Consider the following 19,698-nt stretch of genomic DNA (forward strand, 5'->3'; position numbering starts at 1 on the left):
AGTATCTTTGTGACGAAACACTATCATTAAAAAAACGATAAAATGAACAAAATTCTGATCCTCGCGGGATTATTGTTATCCCTTTCGATCGTTGCGCAAGATCGCCCTGATCCGCAACCGGCCCCTGACACCTTCGAAAAGTTCAACGTGGGTATGGCAGGGTACACGTTTGTCAACTTCGATCTCGACAAAACACTGGAGACCTTGGAGAAATGCGATGTAAAATACCTCTGCATTAAAGATTTCCATCTCCCCTTTAACAGTACCGACCAGGAAATAGCCGATTTTCATACCAAACTAAAATCCAAAGGTGTTACAGGTTATGCTGTCGGCCCCATCTATATGCGTTCAGAAAAAGAGGTTGACAATGCCTTTGAGTATGCAAAACGTGTAGGTGTCAAACTGATTGTGGGAGTTCCCAATTATGAATTACTGCCTTATGTAGACAAGAAAGTGAAGGAGTATGATTTTAATTATGCTATTCACCTGCATGGGCCGGATATGCCATTATATCCCGATGCCGATGATGTGTGGAAAAATGTGAAGGATCTGGATCCACGTATCGGCATGTGCCTTGACATCGGCCACGATACCCGCAATGGCAAAGATCCTGTCAAGGATCTGGAGAAATATCACTCCCGCGTGTTCGACATTCATATTAAAGATGTTACAGGATCCACCAAGGCCGGATACTCAGTGGAGATCGGCCGTGGAATTATCGATATCCCGGCATTCGTAAAAATGCTCCGTCAGGTTGGATACGAAGGTGTTTGCAGTCTGGAACACGAACGTAATATGAAAGATCCGTTTTCGGGAATCGCCGAGTCTATCGGTTACTTCCGGGGTGTAATTGCAGCCACAAAAGAAAAATAATGCTGCGGCAATGTAAAGAGTAATGGGATGACATTACACAATAACCGGGGGATGAATCCGATAAAGGATTCTCCCCTTTTCAATTTCCGTGGATAATGTACCTTTACCCTATATTTAAAAAATAATTCTGATTTCAGGTAAGATGATAAATATAAATTGTGACAATGATAATATGCGTTGGGAAGTAATTGAAAGCGAATATCTTCACAGGCGCCCATGGTTGACGGTTCGTCGGGAATCATTACAAATGCCCGACGGGACTGTTGTCCCTGAATATTACGTACTGGAATACCCCAACTGGGTGAATATCATTGCGATTACCAGGGATAGAAAATTTATTCTGGTAAAACAATACAGGCCGGGGATTGAGAAGACCTGTCTCGAACTTTGTGCCGGTGTATGTGAGAAAGAAGATGCATCACCGCTTGTCTCGGCACAACGCGAATTAATGGAAGAAACCGGTTATGGTGGCGGGACATGGAGTGAATTCATGTGTGTTGCCCCTAATGCCAGTGCTGCCAATAATTATTCTTATTGTTTTATTGCCGAGAATGTTGAAAAACTGGGAGACCAGGCACTGGACGAATCGGAAGAATTGACGGTTCATCTGCTTTCTTTTGAAGAATTGAAAGAACTGCTTGAAAGCGGTAACATTGTCCAGGCCACCATGGCAGCTCCATTATGGAAATATATGGCATTATATGACAAATAGGTGCTATTTCACCGTACTCCGTGCATCAGCTTTTGCAATTTTTTCGAAAGAAGAAAAAGGATGAGAGAAGCAACAGCAGCCATCACAACAAATACCATGAAGAAATCAAACAGGTTTGCAATTTCAATTCCGAAAAGGTATTTCATTTTTCCCTCTTCGGGATAAAGGGAACTCAGTGTACCGGCCAGTTTATTAGCGGTAGCCATAGAAAGGTACCACACCCCCATCAACAGTGATGCAAAACGTACGGGAGACAACTTATTCACCATCGACAGGCCAATAGGCGACAGGCAAAGTTCACCCATAGTATGAATAAAGTAAAGTCCTACAAGCCACATAATGCTCACCTTTACACCCGGCTCCACTCCCTGTACACCAATAGCAATCAGGAGGTAACCCAATGATAGCAAAAGCAGTCCGATTGCCTGTTTCTCTGGTGAGGAGGGTTCCCTGTTCCTAGCTCCCAAGGCAAGCCACAACTGTGCAAACAGCGGCGCCAGAAGAATAACGAATACGGAATTGAACGACTGGAACCAACTGGTAGGCATGGTCCATCCCAGAATATCACGGTTGGTCTGTTCAGCCGCAAAATAGGTCAATGATATTCCTGCTTGCTCAAAAGCAGACCAGAAGAAGATAACGAAAAAGGCAATGATATAGATTACCCAGATACGCTGACGCTCAATTTTAGTCAGCGATTTGTCAGATATTACAAAAGCCGGAACAACCAATGCGGCGGCATAGATAAAAGCTCCGATCAGATCATCCTTGAACAGATACATAAAGAGCGCAAACAGGCCACCGGCCACAACAATCCACAACACTATTTCTTTGAATGTGTACTTTACAGAGGGAGTTGTACCGGTTGATTCCCTCTTTCTTTTTGCAGCCGCTTCAATTCCGATAGGATTTCCGGCGGGATCGACCAGATACTTATCTTTTCGCAGCACATAAAGGATAAGACACAACAAAGAAACTATTGCCGCCACGAGAAATCCCCACTTGAAATCGGCCGGATCGCCCGTATCACCCAAAAATCCGCAAATAAGAGGTGCGACAAATGCCCCAAGATTTACTCCCATATAGAAGATGGTATAGGCAGAGTCAAGCCTTCTGTCACCCGGTTCATACAATTGACCGACGAAAGTGGATACATTGGGTTTGAAGAAACCGTTCCCGAAAATCAGGGCACCCAATCCCAGATACATCAACCATCTTGCCGGTCCGGGATATTGGAAATAGAGGGCACTAAAAAACATCAGCAGTTGTCCGATCACCATCAGGACAGTCCCCCAAAAAGTGGAACGCCGCATCCCCCAATATTTGTCGGCTACATAGCCGCCGATAAGGGGTGTGAGGTAAACCAATCCTGTGTAATTCCCATAGATAAGCGCGGAAAGATCCTTGTCCATCATCAACGCATTGATCATATAGAGTACAAAGAGCGCACGCATGCCATAATAGCCGAAACGTTCGGCAATAGAAATGGAAAATACGAAGTAAAGCCCTTTAGGGTGTTTGACGGTTGTTGTAGCCATAATTGTGAATAAGGATTAATTTTGCAAAAGTAGCCATTTTGATCAGATTAATCCCTCCTTAAAACCAAACATTTTTGATATATATACCGGAAAGCATCTCTTCTTTACCCTATTTTATCTATTTTTGCAAATGAATCTCCCCGTCGCAAGCGGGCGGGGTATCTTAGAGGAATAATTATTACTCCCCGCTGCAAGCAGGGGGAATTAAACCCTAAGAGATTAAAAGGTCTGCAAACGAGAAATGAAGAACCCGGTACTTTATTTAATTCCCGTCACATTGGGCGATACACCTGTTGAGAAGGTAATTCCTTCCTTCAACACAACGGTGGTATCTGGTCTGAAATATTTTATTGTTGAGAATGTACGTTCGGCACGCCGTTTTCTAAAAAAAAGCAATCCCGATATCGATATCGACACACTCACCTTTTATGAACTGAACAAACATACCGACCCCAACCAGATCGTAAGTTATTTGACACCCATGAAATCGGGAGAAAATATGGGGGTAATCTCCGAAGCCGGCTGTCCAGCCGTAGCCGATCCCGGCGCAGATATGGTGGCTATTGCCCAACAGGAAGGCTACAGGGTTGTTCCGCTGGTAGGACCTTCTTCCATTTTGATGGCAATTATGGCTTCCGGATTCAACGGACAAAGTTTTTCATTCCATGGTTACCTACCAATCGATGCGGGTGAGCGGATAAAAAAACTGAAACAGCTTGAAACAAGGGCATACAATGAAGACCAGACCCAAATCTTCATTGAAACACCGTATCGTAACCTGAAACTGGCGGAAGACATACTACAACACTGTAAACCGCAAACCCGGTTATGTATTGCCATGAACATCTCCTGCGAAGATGAATTCATTGTAACGCGAAGTGTAAAGGCATGGAAAGGTAAACTGCCTGATATGCATAAAAAACCGACTGTTTTCCTGATTTATAGGGGTTGAAAATTGGTTTCATCTCTTTTATTGTCCTGTACATCTCCTCATTGGCAATATCCATCCTTCCCTCCTATTTCAAACAAAAAAACAACAAGCCTTACCGGGGTCTCGGCGCTTCCGGTGCGGTTTCAGCTATCGTTTTCGCTTATGTGTTGGTCAACCCGATGAATTTCATGGGAATCATGTTTATTCCGGTCATGCTCCCCGCCTTTCTTTTCGGTATAATTTTCTTGCTGGTCGCCTTCTATCTCGACCGGAAACAAACAGGTCGTATCAACCACTCGGCACACATCTCCGGGGGAATTTACGGTTTACTCTATATGATTGTCGTTTTTTTCACGCTCGAAGATATAAATCTCCCGGCATTATTTTTGGACCGGATAAAAATAGATTCGATTTCCGACCTTTTTTATTTCGGCATTTAAACAGTTTCCGAAAAGCACGAAGGAAGCAGTACTCAGAAAATATATAAAGACTTACTACCTCGAAATAATTAAAAGCAGAAAAGGTTAGACTGATGTTCTAAAAAAACAGAATAATTTATTCCGGACATAAGTTTGTATTCACGACACATGATATGGCTCATTGAAACTTTTTCCCTACATTTGCATTTCGATATTACACCTTGTTCGGTAATGACCACAAAATATAACGTACAACTGCAACCATTTAACTCTTTCCGTACGAAAGCGTCGGCAAAAATATTCTGTGAACCGCAATCGGCAGAGGAACTTTCGGAAATCATCCACACTTTTCCCGATGAACAGAAATTGGTGCTTGGGAACGGTTTCAATTTGTTTTTCACCAAAGATTTCGAAGGATTGGTTATTAAACCTGCCATACGGGGTATCCATATTCTGGCGGAAACTGATCGGTGTGTAGAAATTGAAGTCGGTGCGGCAGAAGATTGGGACCAGTTTGTTGCTTATTGTGTGGAGAATGGTTACGCCGGTATCGAGAATTTGTCGCTTATTCCCGGTTCAGTAGGTGCAAGTCCGGTTCAGAATATCGGTGCGTACGGTACGGAGGCGATGGATGTGATCACCAAGGTGAAAACGGTGGAACTTCAGACAGGGAATTACAAAGAACTCTCCAACGAGGAGTGCGGATTCGGATACCGCGACAGCATTTTTAAACGCACCGGACTCTATGTAATCACTTCCGTGGTTTTCAAATTGGAAAAGTCGTTTCAATATAAAGAGAAATATATCGACTTAAGCCGTGAGTTGGAAGGTATTTCCTCTCCAGACCTTACCCAGGTTCGTGATGCCATTATCCGTATCCGCAACCGGAAATTGCCCGATTATAAAATACTGCCGAATGCCGGAAGTTTTTTCAAAAATCCTGTGCTTACGGAAGAGGAAAAAGATCAATTACAACAGCAACTACCGGATGTCCCGATTTACAATGTTGGAGAAGGACAATTCAAAACATCGGCGGCATTTCTGATAGATAAGGCCGGATATAAAGGGAAGCGGCACAGAATGGTAGGTACTTATACCCGCCATTCACTTATCATTGTGAATTATGGTACTGAAAACGGAAAGGAAATCGTGGACTTTATGCACAAAATACAACAGGAAGTACTACAACAATTCGGTGTGCTACTCGAACCGGAAGTACGTATTTATTAACTAAAAAAAATGGTCAACATGTCATCATTTATCATTGAAGGTGGATGCAGCCTCAAGGGGGAAATTACACCACAGGGAGCCAAGAACGAAGCCCTGCAGGTAATTTGTGCCACCCTGCTCACACAGGAGGAAGTGATCATAGAGAACGTACCTGATATATTGGATGTAAACAATCTCATTGCACTACTCTCGGATATGGGAGCCGAAGTGAAAAAATTGGACAGCGGAAGCTATTCCTTCAAAGCGGAAAAGATCAACCTGGCCTACACTCAATCGAAAGACTTTATGGAAAAGAGTGCCGCCATGAGAGGTTCCATCATGATTGTCGGTCCCCTCCTGGCGCGATTTGGAGAAGCGGTAGTGCCTAAACCGGGTGGAGACAAGATTGGCCGTAGACGACTGGACACCCATTTCAACGGTATCATGAAATTGGGTGCTGAGCTAATCTTTAATGAACAAAAACAGCTCTTTACCCTTTCAGCAAAAAAACTAAACGGGCAATATATCCTGCTTGACGAGGCTTCCGTTACCGGTACTGCCAACCTGTTGATGGCTGCAGTCCTTGCCGAAGGGGAAACCATCATCTATAACGCAGCCTGTGAACCTTATGTAGAGCAATTGAGCCGGATGCTGGTAAGCATGGGCGCAAAAATCGAAGGAATTGGCTCCAACAGACTGACAATACATGGTGTCTCCTCCCTTTCCGGTTGCCGTCACCGTCTGCTGCCCGATATGATTGAGATAGGCAGCTTTATAGGCATGGCAGCCATGACCGCTTCCGAGCTCACCATAAAAGATTCCTCTATAACCCATCTCGGCATCATTCCCGAAAGCTTTCGCCGCTTAGGTATTATCGTGGAACAACGCGGGGACGATCTTTACATTCCCCAACAAGATAATTACACCATAGAATCATTTATAGACGGATCCATTCTTACCATTGCCGACGCTCCCTGGCCGGGACTTACTCCGGACCTCCTCAGCGTATTACTGGTGGTCGCCACCAAAGCGGAAGGATGCGTATTGATCCACCAGAAAATGTTCGAAAGCCGACTCTTTTTCGTGGACAAACTGATCGACATGGGAGCGCAGATCATCCTCTGTGATCCCCACCGTGCTACTGTGATCGGTATGGGCAAACGATTCCGGCTGAAAGGTATGACAATGACATCACCCGATATACGGGCCGGTATCTCTTTGTTAATCGCCGCAATGAGTGCGGAGGGTGTAAGCACTATCCATAATATCGACCAAATCGACAGAGGATATCAGAATATAGACAAACGTCTCAACGCGTTAGGGGCAAAGATTGAACGGAGATAATTATCTTTTTCCTGAATTGCACCTATAATGACAAATAAGGCTTTTTGTCAGAGTAAAATATTTGCTTATTCCACAACTCTTTTATTACTTTGTACTTTATTTATAAAGAAAAATTATGCCAACGAATTCGGTCGTAACTGACATTAAACAAGTAACCATTCGTTTTTCAGGCGACTCCGGTGACGGAATGCAACTTTCAGGGACATTGTTCTCTACGTTATCGGCTATTTTCGGGAATGAAATTGCCACATTCCCCGACTTTCCTGCTGAAATTCGCGCACCGCAAGGTTCATTGCATGGTGTGTCGGGATTCCAGGTACGGATCGGTGCCAAAGATGTTTATAATTCCGGGGACAAGACTGATGTACTTGTCGCCATGAATCCTGCTGCGCTCAAGGTAAACGCCTCTTTTTTGAAGAAAGGGTCTATCGTGCTGTTTGATACCGATTCTTTCCAGAAAAGGGATCTTGACAAGGCTCTTTTCCAAACGTTAGATCCGTTTGCAGAACTCAACCTGGATTATGTGCAACCTATCGGGGTGAATATTACGACCCTGACAAAAGCCTCACTGGCAGACTCCGGACTGGAAAACAAGGATATACTCCGTAGCAAGAATATGTTTGCACTGGGTATTGTATGTTGGCTTTTCAACCGGCCACTGGAAATAGCAGACAAGCTGCTCGAACAGAAATTCTCAAAAAAACCAATATTGGTAAGAGCCAATATCAAAGCGCTCACCGATGGATACAATTATGGGAACAACACCCATATGACTACTTCCACTTATCGTATTGAGCCTATTGAATCGACCAAAGGTTTTTATACTGATATTAATGGAAATACTGCCACTGCATACGGGTTGGTCGCCGCTGCAGAAAAGGCGGGCGTGGAACTTTTTCTCGGCTCCTACCCTATCACCCCCGCGACTGATATCCTGCAGGAACTTTCCAAACGAAAAGATTTCGGTGTGAAAGCACTGCAAATGGAAGATGAAATTGCCGGAATCACTTCATCCATCGGCGCAAGTTTCGCAGGATGTCTGGCAGCCACCTCCACATCCGGACCGGGATTGTCACTCAAGAGCGAAGCACTGGGACTGGCCGTGATGACCGAACTGCCGCTGGTAGTAATCGATGTACAGCGTAGTGGCCCTTCCACGGGGATGCCGACCAAGAGTGAACAAAGTGACCTCAACCAGGCGCTTTACGGAAGAAACGGCGAAAGCCCCTTGGTAGTGATGGCGGCAGCATCACCCACTGATTGTTTTGAAAGTGCTTTCGAAGCATCGAAGATTGCCCTGGAACATATGACTCCTGTTATTTTACTGACCGACGGTTATATCGCCAACGGTTCATCGGCATGGAGAATTCCCGATATGAATGATTATCCCGAAATTAAACCTCCCTACGTCCAAAATAAATATAACGGTAACGCAGAAGAGTGGAAACCCTATTTCCGTGACGAAAACACACTCGTCAGGTACTGGGGTGTGGCGGGAACTCCGGAATATATGCACCGTATAGGCGGATTGGAAAAAGACCGTCTTACCGGTGTCATCTCATCGAATCCCGACAACCACCAACTAATGGTGAACATCCGCAGGACAAAGATCGAAAAAATAGCCGATTATATCCCCGATCAAAAAGTAACAGGCGACAAAGACGCCGACACGTTGATTGTAGGATGGGGCGGCACATACGGCCATTTGCTTGAAGTTTCACTACGCCTCATGGCGAACGGGAAAAAGGTGGCCTACACTCATTTCAGGCATATCCATCCCCTTCCACGAAATACCCACGAACTGCTGAAAAGATATAAGAAAGTGATCGTGGCGGAACAAAACGAAGGACAGTTTGCCAATTATCTGAATGGTAGATTCCAGGATCTGGATAACATCCACAAATATAATAGAGTGGAAGGACAACCTTTTAAAGTTAGCACGTTGATTGAGGAGTTTACGAAAATTATGGAGGAAAAGTAATATGGAAGTAACAGAAATAGCAGCAAAAGAATTAAGATATCAGAAACATCTACCTAAAGATTATAAAAGTGAAAATGCCATTCGTTGGTGTCCGGGTTGCGGCGATTATGCCATTCTGACGAGCCTCCAGAAAGCAATGGCTGAATTGAATATTGACCCTCACAAGATAGCCGTTATCTCTGGGATCGGCTGTTCGTCACGTTTACCATATTATATGAATACCTATGGTTTTCACAGCATCCATGGTCGTGCTGCAGCCATCGCCACAGGAGTGAAGGTGGCCAACCCCGAATTAAGCGTATGGGTCGCTACCGGCGACGGCGACTCACTTGCCATCGGCGGGAACCACTTTATCCATACAATCCGAAGAAATGTGGATATCAATATTCTGCTTTTCAATAACAAGATTTATGGCCTTACAAAAGGACAGTACTCACCTACCTCCGACAGGGGATTCGTCTCCAAATCATCACCTTACGGAACAGTGGAAGATCCTTTCCGTCCGGCTGAACTGACTTTCGGGGCACGAGGTACTTTCTTTGCCCGCGCCATAGACGTAGACATTAAAAACCAAACTGAAGTAATGACCGAGGCCGCCAAGCACAAGGGGACTTCGGTAGTGGAAGTATTACAGAACTGCGTAATCTTTAACGATAGTATCCACAACAGGATTAGTGACCGCAACTGGAAGGCCGATAATACCATAATACTGAAGCATGGGGAAAAGATGATCTTCGGTAAAGAAGAGAACAGGGGGATTGTTTTGGATGGATGGAACCTCAAAGCTGTAACCATAGGAGAGGATGGATATACATTGGACGATATACTGGTACATGATGCTACCACCAGAGACAATATCTTACATATGAAACTGGCGTTGATGGATATTGCTGACAGGCTTCCCGTGGCACTGGGAGTCATCCGTAGTGTAAAAGAACCGACTTACGAGAAGGAATATGAAAGACAGATAGAGGAAGTACAAATGATGACACCGAAAAGGTCATTCACCGAATTCCTTCTTAACTCCCCCAATATCTGGGAAGTGAAATAAATCAACTAATCAATTACGTCTCCGTTTTATTTCTGTCCGGATCATCTTCAGTTCGCGGTTGGTCTGCCCCTTGACTGATGAATTTTCTTCAGCCCGACGGAACAGGTAGGGCATCATGGTCTTCACGGCACCATAAGGAACGTATTTTGCAACATTGTATCCCTGTTCGGCAAGATTATAAGTAATATGATCGCTCATACCATATAATTGGGAGAAATAGATTCCCCTATGATTCCTCGGCAGATTATACTCATCGATCAGGCGAGCCAATAATAATGAACTCTCTTCGTTATGGGTGGCGACCATGAAGTCGATACTATCCAGATGCTCTATAAAATAACGGGTAATATCGTCGAAATCGCGATCAGTAGCCGGCTTATCCGGCTGAATGGGTGATGGATACCCTCGTTCAGCAGCACGGTTGCGTTCTTTCTCCATATAGGCACCCCGCACAATTTTTAAACCGAATTTAAATCCCCCCTCCAACGCCATACGGTGATGCTGTTTGATCCGCTCTATACTATCGTGTCGATACATCTGGTAGGTGTTTTGCACAATAGCCTTCTCCTTGTTGTAGCGTGACATGAGATTCATCACCATATCATCCAGAACCGGCTGTATCCACGTTTCTTCGGCATCGATCAGCACCGGCACATCCAGTTCAAATCCTCTTCTGAAGATAGCATCCACGCGCTCCTCAACACTACGGAATTCCTCTCTTTCCTCATCGGTCAAAGGTTGTTGCTCACTCACCTTGGCCAGAAGGTCGAAGCGTGCCACCCCCGTGATCTTGAACACGCTGAATGGCACATTCTTATGGTTACCGGCAAATTCAACAGTACGTATTACCTCCCGACAAGTAGCATTGAAAGCATCTTCCGATTCCTCTCCCTCCTGCGCATAATCGAGAATAGAGTCCACATTGTATCGGGCCAGCCGGGCAATTGTCTTGCTACAATCTTCAATAGACACTCCACCGACAAAATGTTTATAGATAGTATTTCTGATTATACCCTCTATAGGAAAATGGACGGCAAAAGCAAAATTAACCAGATGCTTACCTATATTCACCAACCGGCGGTTATTCATTACCTTAAAGAGTTGATAAGCCTGTTTTAAACTTGCGTTGGATTGATCACGAAAAGCGGTTTCCGTGTTTTCAAAATTGACAGGTAGTGTTTCCTTAGATTGCATGTATTTTCTGTATAAGTGTTATAAATGTAAAGGCCTACAAAAATAACAAAAAGATTCTATTTTTTTATCGCTAAAAAATTTCTTATTTCCAGCAACTGTATTTTTTCATGAAAACTTTCCGGCGAAATAGTCTCATCAAACTTTTTTGTGGTAAATTTGTCTCATCCAAATAGTAAAACCTCATTAAACAGATTAACTTATGTCTAAAGGAGTCTTTCAATTACCCGAAGTAAAGAATGAACCCGTCAGGAGTTATGCTCCGGGAACGCCCGAAAGGGTAGCGTTAAAACAAAAATTAGTTGAGTTGAATCAAGGTGGGCTCGATCTGCCGATGATCATCGGAGGAAAAGAGGTGCGTACCGGCAACCTAAAAGATATTCGTCCACCCCATAATCACCGCCATCTTCTTGGACATTATCATCAAGGGGACAAAACACATGTACAGATGGCGATCGATGCTGCATTAAAAGCAAAACCAACCTGGGAAGCAATGCAATGGGAAAGCCGTGCAGCCATCTTCCTGAAAGCAGCCGAACTGATTGCCGGCCCTTATCGTTATGAGTTCAATGCCGTTACCATGATAGGCCAATCGAAGAATGCCTATCAATCTGAAATAGATGCTGTATGCGAATTGATCGATTTCTACCGCTATAATGTGAAGAATATGGATACAATTTACCGGATGCAACCCAACTCCTCTCCCGGTATATGGAACCGTATGGTTTGGCGTCCGCTCGAAGGGTTTATCTTTGCGCTTACGCCATTCAATTTCACCTCCATTGCAGGAAACCTGCCCGGCGCTCCGGCGTTGATGGGTAACACTGTAGTATGGAAGCCCTCAAAGACAGCGATTTATTCCGCCCACCTTATTATGAAGGTGTTACAGGAAGCCGGACTACCCGAGGGGGTGATCAATCTCGTCTATGCCGATGGAAGGGATGCCGCCGATGTGATCTTCAACCACCGTGATTTTGCCGGACTGCACTTTACAGGATCTACAGGAGTCTTTAACAGCATGTGGCGTACCATTGCCGGCAATATGTCGAAATACAAATCCTATCCCCGCATCGTAGGAGAAACGGGAGGTAAAGACTATGTTTTTGCAGACGAAACAGCCGATCCAAAACAAGTAGCCACAGCACTTACCCGCGGAGCGTTCGAATACCAGGGACAGAAATGTTCGGCTGCTTCCCGCGCCTATATTCCCATCACCCTATGGGAAGATGTTAAGAGGTTTGTAAGTGACGATCTTTCTAAAATTAAAATCGGAGTACCGGAAGATTTCAGCAATTTCGTGAATGCAGTAATCGATGAGGATTCGTTCGACAAGCTTGCTAAGGCAATCGACGACGCCAAAGCATCACCCGATGCGGAAATCGTTTGTGGCGGCACCTACGACAAATCGGAAGGTTATTTTATCCACCCCACCATAATTCTGGCCAAAAAGCCCGATTACATCACGATGAAAGAGGAGCTCTTCGGCCCGATACTTACCGTATATCTGTACGATCCGGCAGACCTCGACAAGACGCTGGATATCCTCGATACCACTACAGATTATGCGCTTACAGGCGCTATATTCTCTGCCGACAGGGCCAATATCGAAAAGATGACTGCCCGGTTGACACACACAGCCGGGAATTTCTATATCAATGACAAGCCCACCGGCGCCGTGGTCGACCAGCAGCCGTTCGGCGGCGGACGTGGTTCAGGTACCAACGATAAAGCCGGCTCGGTATTCAACCTGCTGCGCTGGGTTTCCCCGCAATGTATCAAGGAAACATTCATTCCGGCAACCGATTATATGTATCCGAACTTCTTAGAGGAGTAATTACAGAGAGCTATCCCGCCCCAGATAAAGGCGGGATAGCTCAATTTTACTCTCACAAACAGGAGCCAAGTTCCCATCTTTTACCTTATAATGGCACCTTATAGCTTATTATACAACATGAAAAAGATTTTTATTTCCCTATTTTTTACAGCTGTCCTGAGTCAAATCACCTTTGCTCAAAACAATATCGAAGAAATTAATCTATCCTCGGTCGATTATTTTTTTAAGATTTCAGAAAAACTTAGTACCGGTTTAGAACCAAAGGAATACCCAAAGAAATTATGAATACACCTGAAACTAGATTTCTGGAAGAAGCAGACAAGTTTATTGCAGTCCTTGATTCTAAAATAGTTAGGAAGATATTCTACAATATTGATCTTGCAGAACAAACCAACGATCCAAAACTTTTCAAGAAGCTACAAAGTGATATTTGGGAATTTCGGACAAGATACGCACGACTTCATATAAGGCTTCTTGCATTTTGGGACAAAAGTGAGAATAAGGAAACTCTGGTGATAGCAACACATGGATTTATAAAGAAAGTTGATAAAGTGCCGGTAAACGAAATAGATCGGGCAATAAGCCTGAGAGATGAGTACTTTAGGAACAAACTAAAAAAATAATCACATGGCAACAAAGGAATTAAAGACATATACGCTTGCCGAGATGAAGGATAGATACATCGGCAAGGTTGGCACAAAAGAACGTGATGACTACGAATACGAACTTCGTATGGATGTTTTGGGTAAAATGATCAAAGCCGCCAGGCAAGAACAAAACTTGACACAAGAAGAGCTCGGAAAGCTTGTAGGTGTTCGGAAAGCTCAAATCTCAAAACTTGAAAACAGTGCTAATAGTGCGACGATTGACACGATAGTTAAAGTTTTCAAGGCCCTAAAAGCTGAGATAAACTTTAATGTAAAACTTGAAAACAATTTTGTTAAACTCGTCTAATAGGAAAAATGACGGAAAATCTGGCAGATAAGGTTATTGCTTTCAACAGGGAGTTGCACTATTCGGGGGATTTGCCCGAGGGATTTCAGGTACTGAACCCTTTTCTGGAAAACCCGGAAACGATGCTGGTCATGGAAGCATTCTACCACAAATATTATAATGATACGAACCAACGCAGATTCATCATTGGCATTAATCCGAGCCGTCACGGAGCGGGAGTAACGGGTGTCCCCTTCACCGATACCAAACGACTGGAAAGTGTCTGTGGGATCACCATGCATTCAGCCCATACCCACGAGGTTTCTTCCGTGTTCATGTATGATATGATCGCAGCTTACGGCGGTGCGGATGAATTTTACAGCCACTTTTACATCAACTCACCCTTCCCGCTGGCAATCATCCGCCAAACAAAAGACGGCAACTGGCTTAACGCCAACTACTATGATGATAAAGAACTGTTTGAAACGGTAAAAGGGTTTATGATTGCATCGCTCAAAAAACATATCGAGATAGGACTCGATACTTCTGAAGTATATATCCTCGGGAAAAAGAATGCCGATTTCATTGCAAAACTGAACAAACAGGAGAAACTTTTCGACAGGATGACAATATTGGAGCATCCACGTTATATTCAGCAATACAAGTCGAAAGAGAAACAGCTCTATATCGACAAATACCTGCTGGCATTCGGGGAATAAGCCGGTAGGCGCATAGGAACTTGATCAGGCTTGAGTTAAGTTTTACATATCATTCCCGTTATATTCGATCCCGAAATAATGAAACCATAGTTTATGCTGTTTCCCACGCTTCCTGAAATCGTCATAATCAACTACCGTTTCTTCCGACCAGGCTTTCTCAGACAAAGCCAGCACACGCGGGAACAATTGGTAATCAATCCGTGATTCCCATCTGTCGATATGCGTCCAGTAATTGGCCTGGATACCCAGGATCCGCGATTTTTCATCTTCCGTCGCATCCGGAGGAACGGGGTCATAACTATATACTTTCCGGGTCGGTGTTGTGGCATAACTATAGTCGAAATAGAGATGACTGGTCGGGGTCATCACTACCTGATATCCTTTCTGCAAAGCTATCCGGCCTTTTTCCTGTTCCTGCCATGCCATAATAATCCAATCCTTTCCTATATCCCCTTCTATAGCCTCGTCCCAGCAAATAGGCATCTTACCGGCACTTAACACATTTTCTGCCGCTCTCGTCATCATATACCGTTGCAGTAATACTTCGGAATCTATTCCCAACTCGTTCATTTTGTTCCGGCATACTTTACATTCTTTCCATAATTGTATTCTTACCTCATCACCTCCCAAATGAATATAAGGTGAAGGGAAAATACGGGCGACTTCACCCAGCACATCCTTGAAAAAAACATACGTATCTTCGGTTCCTGCACAATACACATCATTCAACTTCTCTCCTTCGAAGGCGAATAAAGGATAAACAGGTACTTTCAATTTAGAACAGGACAATTCAGGATAGGCATAAAGAGCGGCCGAGCTATGCCCGGGAGCTTCAATTTCGGGTATAACCTCCACATGCCTTTGTGCAGCGTATGCAATCAGTTCTTTCATCTGCTGCTGTGTATAATATCCCGAAAAATTCTCCGGCTCAAGTGAGGAGGCCGCAAAAGCGGCTCCTTCGCTTGTTAATTTCGGACGGCTTTTTATTTCCAATCGCCACCCTTGGTCATCCGTCAGATGAAGATGCAATTTGTTCAATTTATAGAATGCCATACGATCGATCGTTTTTTTCAAATAATCCATTGATAGAAACGTACGGGAGCAATCCATCATTAAACCTCTCCATCCAAATCTCGGATAGTCTTTTATGTCGACAGACTTTATACAATATTGCCCATCTTTCTCCGGGTCGGCTTCAATAAGCTGCAAAAGAGTATTACAACCATAAAAAGCCCCGGCCGGATCGGATGCAGTAATAAGACAACCCTTTGAATCAACTTTCAACTGATATCCTTCTGTCGGATGCGATCGATCGGTATCCTGTCCTATCCGTATCAATGTACCGCCTTCCTTCTCATTATATTCTTCAACCAGCACTACCCAGCAATTGAATCTGCTTTCCAATTCACCAGCAAGTAATACGGCCTCTGAAAGAAAGCCTTTTTCTGCAACGATTTTTACTGGATCGGATAAATAACAGGGAGCAGATTGCAGCCATGTAATATCCACCGGCTGGGGAATCACGGCGTGCTGCTGTGCAAAAAACGGCACGACAATGAATAGAAAAAACAGTACGGTCTGATTTCTTTTCATCGGTTCAATTAATTGTTATTCCATTTATATGTTGCCGTAGAACGGGCGGGCAGAATGGAACGAATGACTTCCGTTTGATCCTGTATTTCGATTACCCGTTCCATATCCGAATATCCGAATTATTAAGTACTACCATTACTTTTGATCCGTCCGGATTGAGAAAAGCCACGTTTCTTATGTTATCCGTACTTTCCACATTCGATGAATGGATCCGCCAGGCTCCCCGGTCTATAAATTTTGAAAAATGGCCTGTCAAATAATATTCTGGATTAAAAGATATCTCACCCGTTTCCGAATGTATCGTGACAAATGGCCGACAGGACGGACATCCGCTGGTAATAGGACCTGCATTCTCATCCGTGGACATATACCACAAAAGGACCGTACTGGTAAAGTTCTCTATATTTCCTATAAATAGGGTCTGCTGAATAATCGATATTTATGCTGAAAATCAGTAGATTAACCGTCATAATATTTGCATAACTGCAAGAAATTGAGTATTTTTACTTCATAAACCTTGCATTTTATGATACGATACAAGAGCTCCAGACAGCTTTCAATTTCCGAGTTCAAGATGCCCTTCGAGGCAAAACTGGATGAGAATAACCGGTGGGTTTTTCTTTCAAAAATAGTTCCCTGGGAAGAGTTCGCCCGGCTTTATTACAAGAACTTCAAGAGCAACCGGGGTGCACCCACCAAGGATGCCAGGCTTGTGCTGGGAGTGGTCATCATAAAGCACATCATGAAGACGGATGACCGCGGCGTGATAGAGATGATCCAGGAAAATCCCTACATGCAGTATTTTCTTGGGCTTGAGGCTTTCACTTATGAACAGGTGATGACACCCTCACTGCCGGTATCCATCAGAAAGCGAATCGACCTGGATGTCTTTGAATCATTGACAGATGATTTGATAAGAAAAGGATTAAAGCTGAAAGCCGGGGCAAAACAAGAAGAGGTTGACACGGTTGCGAAGGATGATGGGGTTAATAATGATGACGATCCCGATCCGCATCCCGGGAACAAGGGGAAACTTCAAATGGATGCTACAGTCTGTGATGCGGATATCAAATACCCCACCGACCTGGACCTGTTAAACGAGAGCCGTCAAAAGGCGGAAGAACTGATTGATGAACTGTGTTTGAAGCTGGGAGTCCGGGATAAACCCCGCACCTACAGGAGGGTTGCCCGCAAGGATTTCCTGAATGTGTCGAAAATGAAGAGAAAACCAGCCAACGTGTTAACCCAACTTTCACCCTCAAAATTATTTTTGATAAAAAATGAGCCTGTTTTATGCTCCTTTGATGTGATAGCCATTTGATATTCAGCGATCGTATTTTTCGGAAGTATGTCAAATCCGGATTGTAGGACACTTTTGAATGCAAGTCTTGTTGTATTTTTGTCTCATGCACGTGAATGTACAACTACGTTTCAATTCCGCCACGGGACAGGAAGCTCCTTACTATCGACTGAAGGAGTCTTATCGAGATGTGCGCGGACATGTGCATTCCCTGATTGTACTGAATATCGGTTTTGAACCATGCCTGAAGCCTCTCCAGGTCAAACGTATTGCACGTGCCTTGACTATGCGTTTTCAACACCGGCATCATGGATCTCTTTTCCCGGAAAATAAGGATGGACTTTCTCACGAAGAGCGCCTCTTTGCCGAACGATACTGGCAACGCATGCTTGCCGAAGGAGGGATCGACCGGTTCAACCAAAAAGAGAACCAATCCAAAGAAGAGTCCGAAAGGTATATAGATTTGGATACAGTAGAACATACCGATGCCCGTAACATCGGCGCGGAATGGCTTTGCAAACAAACCATTGACCGCCTGGGGCTGGAAGATTTTCTAAGAGGCCAGGGCTGGAATGAAAACGCCATTCATGCCGCTCTCTCCCATCTGATTGTCCGAACCGTTTATAGTCCATCGGAATGGGCTACACACCGTGTCATGAAGGAGAATTCCGCTGCTTGCGAACTTTATTCAGGTACTCCGGATTGGACTCCGGGCATCAATGCACTCTACCAAATGCCGGATCGTCTTTATGGGATCAAAGATAAATTGGAACGACATCTTTGCCAAAGGACGGATAACCTGTTCAATATAGATAATCGTATCGTGCTTTTTGACCTGACCAACTTCTATTTTGAAGGCCGTAAAGCAGGAAGTCGCAAAGCGCGTTTCGGACGCAGCAAGGAGAAGCGCAACGACTGTCGATTACTGGTATTGGCCTTGTGCATAAACAGGGAGGGATTTATCCGTTATTCCTCTATTCTTGCAGGCAATACCTCAGACCCCAAATCACTTCCCGGTATGATTGACAAGTTGGCTGTCAAAACCTCCGTCACCAGTAAAAAGACCTTGGTTGTAATCGATGCAGGCATCTCCACCGAAGAGAACCTGCAAGGCATAAAAGAAAAAGGATACAATTATCTTTGCGTATCCCGCACACGGTTAAAAGACTACAGCCTCTCGAAGGATCACCGGACGGTAACCGTACATGACACCAGAAAACAGGAGATTACCTTGCGGGAAGTGCAGACCCGGCCTGAAGAGGATTATTATCTGGAGATCACCTCTCCCTCAAAAGCAATGACGGAAGCCTCCATGAACCGTCAATGGAAAGAACGCTTTGAAGGTGAGATGGAGAAAATCAACGAGGCCATTACAAGGAAAGGAGGTACCAAACGTTACGAAAAAGTAGTTGAACGAGTCGGCAGAGCCATTGAGCGTTATCCCTCCATCGCGCGACATTATCAAATAACGTACCTGTGCAATGAGAGGAAACCAGCTGAAATGCAAAAAGTAAACTGGACGATCAAGGATATTACCGCAATAGACAAAAACACGGGAGTCTATTTCCTGAGAACCAACGTACGGACTTTTGGCGAACAGACGACCTGGGAGTATTATAATTTGATTCGTGAGATAGAATGCACCAACCGGCAGCTAAAAACGGATCTCAATCTACGACCCATCTATCATCAAAAGGATGAACGCAGTGATGCGCATTTATTCTTCGGACTACTTTCTTATTGGATTGTCAATACGATACGCTTTCAACTCAAGCAATCGGGAGAAAACGCTTATTGGACAGAGATTGTTCGCCGCATGTCTACGCAGAAATTGGTGACTACAGAAGCCGTCAATGCCCTGGGTGAGAAGGTGGAACTGAGACAATGCAGTCGGCCGACAAAGCAAGCGGAGAGGATATACTCCATCCTAAAGATGAAACAGGCGCCGTTCAAGAAAATAAAAATATGTAGGTCACAGTCACCGCCAAGGGGATCGTCCTGACTCATTCTGGACAGGATTGCGTGGAAATGTAAGTGAAAGTTGGGCTAAGTAAAAAATTCGACATGTTT

Annotated in this window: 18 protein-coding genes; 14 read left to right on the top strand and 4 right to left on the bottom strand. The window is 44.3% G+C overall.

All coding sequences use genetic code 11. The annotated features are described in order from the left end of the window. Positions 1–42: 42 nt before the first annotated feature. A complete protein-coding gene (locus tag PSM36_RS11395; RefSeq protein WP_076930992.1) occupies positions 43–873 on the top strand; it encodes a sugar phosphate isomerase/epimerase family protein in 831 nt (276 codons plus the stop codon). 172 nt (positions 874–1,045) lie between these two features. Then, a complete protein-coding gene (locus PSM36_RS11400) occupies positions 1,046–1,585 on the top strand; it encodes an NUDIX hydrolase (RefSeq protein WP_232001428.1) in 540 nt (179 codons plus the stop codon). A gap of 8 nt (positions 1,586–1,593) precedes the next feature. Here PSM36_RS11400 and PSM36_RS11405 read toward each other — a convergent pair whose 3' ends face one another. Next, on the bottom strand, positions 1,594–3,123 hold the full coding sequence (locus PSM36_RS11405) for a peptide MFS transporter (protein ID WP_076930994.1): 1,530 nt from the start codon (positions 3,121–3,123) through the stop codon (positions 1,594–1,596). A 241-nt stretch (positions 3,124–3,364) separates the two neighbouring features. Here PSM36_RS11405 and PSM36_RS11410 point away from each other — a divergent pair, with 241 nt between their 5' ends. The 6 genes from PSM36_RS11410 (at position 3,365) to PSM36_RS11435 (ending at position 10,058) form a co-directional block, all read left to right on the top strand. Next, positions 3,365–4,075, top strand: a complete 711-nt coding sequence (locus tag PSM36_RS11410; RefSeq protein WP_076930995.1) for an SAM-dependent methyltransferase — start codon at positions 3,365–3,367, stop codon at positions 4,073–4,075. Next, positions 4,072–4,494 carry a rhomboid family intramembrane serine protease gene (locus PSM36_RS11415; RefSeq protein WP_076930996.1) on the top strand — a complete coding sequence of 141 codons (423 nt, stop codon included), beginning with the start codon at positions 4,072–4,074 and terminating at the stop codon, positions 4,492–4,494. The genes PSM36_RS11410 and PSM36_RS11415 overlap by 4 nt, the downstream gene beginning before the upstream one ends. Before the next feature lie 210 nt (positions 4,495–4,704). Beyond that, positions 4,705–5,703, top strand: a complete 999-nt coding sequence (gene murB / locus PSM36_RS11420) for a UDP-N-acetylmuramate dehydrogenase (protein ID WP_076932219.1) — start codon at positions 4,705–4,707, stop codon at positions 5,701–5,703. 18 nt (positions 5,704–5,721) lie between these two features. After that, the gene (gene murA, locus PSM36_RS11425) at positions 5,722–7,026 is read left to right on the top strand and encodes a UDP-N-acetylglucosamine 1-carboxyvinyltransferase (RefSeq protein ID WP_076930997.1); all 1,305 of its coding nucleotides are present in this window, start codon (positions 5,722–5,724) and stop codon (positions 7,024–7,026) included. A gap of 115 nt (positions 7,027–7,141) precedes the next feature. Beyond that, positions 7,142–9,007 (top strand): 2-oxoacid:acceptor oxidoreductase subunit alpha, encoded by a 1,866-nt coding sequence (locus PSM36_RS11430; protein WP_076930998.1) that lies wholly within the window; start codon positions 7,142–7,144, stop codon positions 9,005–9,007. Between the two features lies 1 nt (position 9,008). Then, positions 9,009–10,058, top strand: coding sequence for a 2-oxoacid:ferredoxin oxidoreductase subunit beta (locus tag PSM36_RS11435; protein ID WP_076930999.1), 1,050 nt, complete (start codon positions 9,009–9,011; stop codon positions 10,056–10,058). A gap of 9 nt (positions 10,059–10,067) precedes the next feature. Here PSM36_RS11435 and PSM36_RS11440 read toward each other — a convergent pair whose 3' ends face one another. Continuing rightward, complete coding sequence (locus PSM36_RS11440) at positions 10,068–11,252, bottom strand: proline dehydrogenase family protein (protein WP_076931000.1); 1,185 nt, start codon at positions 11,250–11,252, stop codon at positions 10,068–10,070. Positions 11,253–11,451: 199 nt separating this feature from the next. Here PSM36_RS11440 and pruA point away from each other — a divergent pair, with 199 nt between their 5' ends. From pruA to PSM36_RS11465, 4 genes are all read left to right on the top strand, one after another. Beyond that, a complete protein-coding gene (pruA, locus tag PSM36_RS11445) occupies positions 11,452–13,083 on the top strand; it encodes an L-glutamate gamma-semialdehyde dehydrogenase (RefSeq protein ID WP_076931001.1) in 1,632 nt (543 codons plus the stop codon). A gap of 281 nt (positions 13,084–13,364) precedes the next feature. Next, positions 13,365–13,706 (top strand): type II toxin-antitoxin system RelE/ParE family toxin, encoded by a 342-nt coding sequence (locus PSM36_RS11455; RefSeq protein WP_076931003.1) that lies wholly within the window; start codon positions 13,365–13,367, stop codon positions 13,704–13,706. Positions 13,707–13,710: 4 nt separating this feature from the next. Further along, positions 13,711–14,037 carry a helix-turn-helix domain-containing protein gene (locus tag PSM36_RS11460; RefSeq protein WP_076931004.1) on the top strand — a complete coding sequence of 109 codons (327 nt, stop codon included), beginning with the start codon at positions 13,711–13,713 and terminating at the stop codon, positions 14,035–14,037. Between the two features lie 8 nt (positions 14,038–14,045). After that, positions 14,046–14,735 (top strand): SMUG2 DNA glycosylase family protein, encoded by a 690-nt coding sequence (locus PSM36_RS11465; protein WP_076931005.1) that lies wholly within the window; start codon positions 14,046–14,048, stop codon positions 14,733–14,735. Positions 14,736–14,777: 42 nt separating this feature from the next. On the opposite strand, the gene PSM36_RS11470 is transcribed toward PSM36_RS11465, so the two are convergent. Both PSM36_RS11470 and PSM36_RS11475 read right to left on the bottom strand, forming a co-directional pair. Beyond that, positions 14,778–16,328, bottom strand: coding sequence for a beta-N-acetylhexosaminidase (locus PSM36_RS11470; RefSeq protein WP_076931006.1), 1,551 nt, complete (start codon positions 16,326–16,328; stop codon positions 14,778–14,780). A 91-nt stretch (positions 16,329–16,419) separates the two neighbouring features. Further along, the gene (locus PSM36_RS11475) at positions 16,420–16,695 is read right to left on the bottom strand and encodes a glycoside hydrolase family 30 beta sandwich domain-containing protein (RefSeq protein ID WP_076931007.1); all 276 of its coding nucleotides are present in this window, start codon (positions 16,693–16,695) and stop codon (positions 16,420–16,422) included. A 159-nt stretch (positions 16,696–16,854) separates the two neighbouring features. On the opposite strand from PSM36_RS11475, the gene PSM36_RS11480 reads away from it, so the two are divergent. Further along, complete coding sequence (locus PSM36_RS11480) at positions 16,855–17,649, top strand: transposase (RefSeq protein ID WP_076931008.1); 795 nt, start codon at positions 16,855–16,857, stop codon at positions 17,647–17,649. Positions 17,650–17,734: 85 nt separating this feature from the next. After that, entirely contained in the window at positions 17,735–19,630 is a 1,896-nt protein-coding gene (locus tag PSM36_RS11485; RefSeq protein ID WP_076929716.1) for an IS1634 family transposase, read from the top strand. The last annotated feature ends 68 nt before the right edge of the window (positions 19,631–19,698 follow it).

The organism is Proteiniphilum saccharofermentans (assembly GCF_900095135.1).
In the GTDB taxonomy this organism is placed as follows: Bacteria; Bacteroidota; Bacteroidia; order Bacteroidales; family Dysgonomonadaceae; genus Proteiniphilum; species Proteiniphilum saccharofermentans.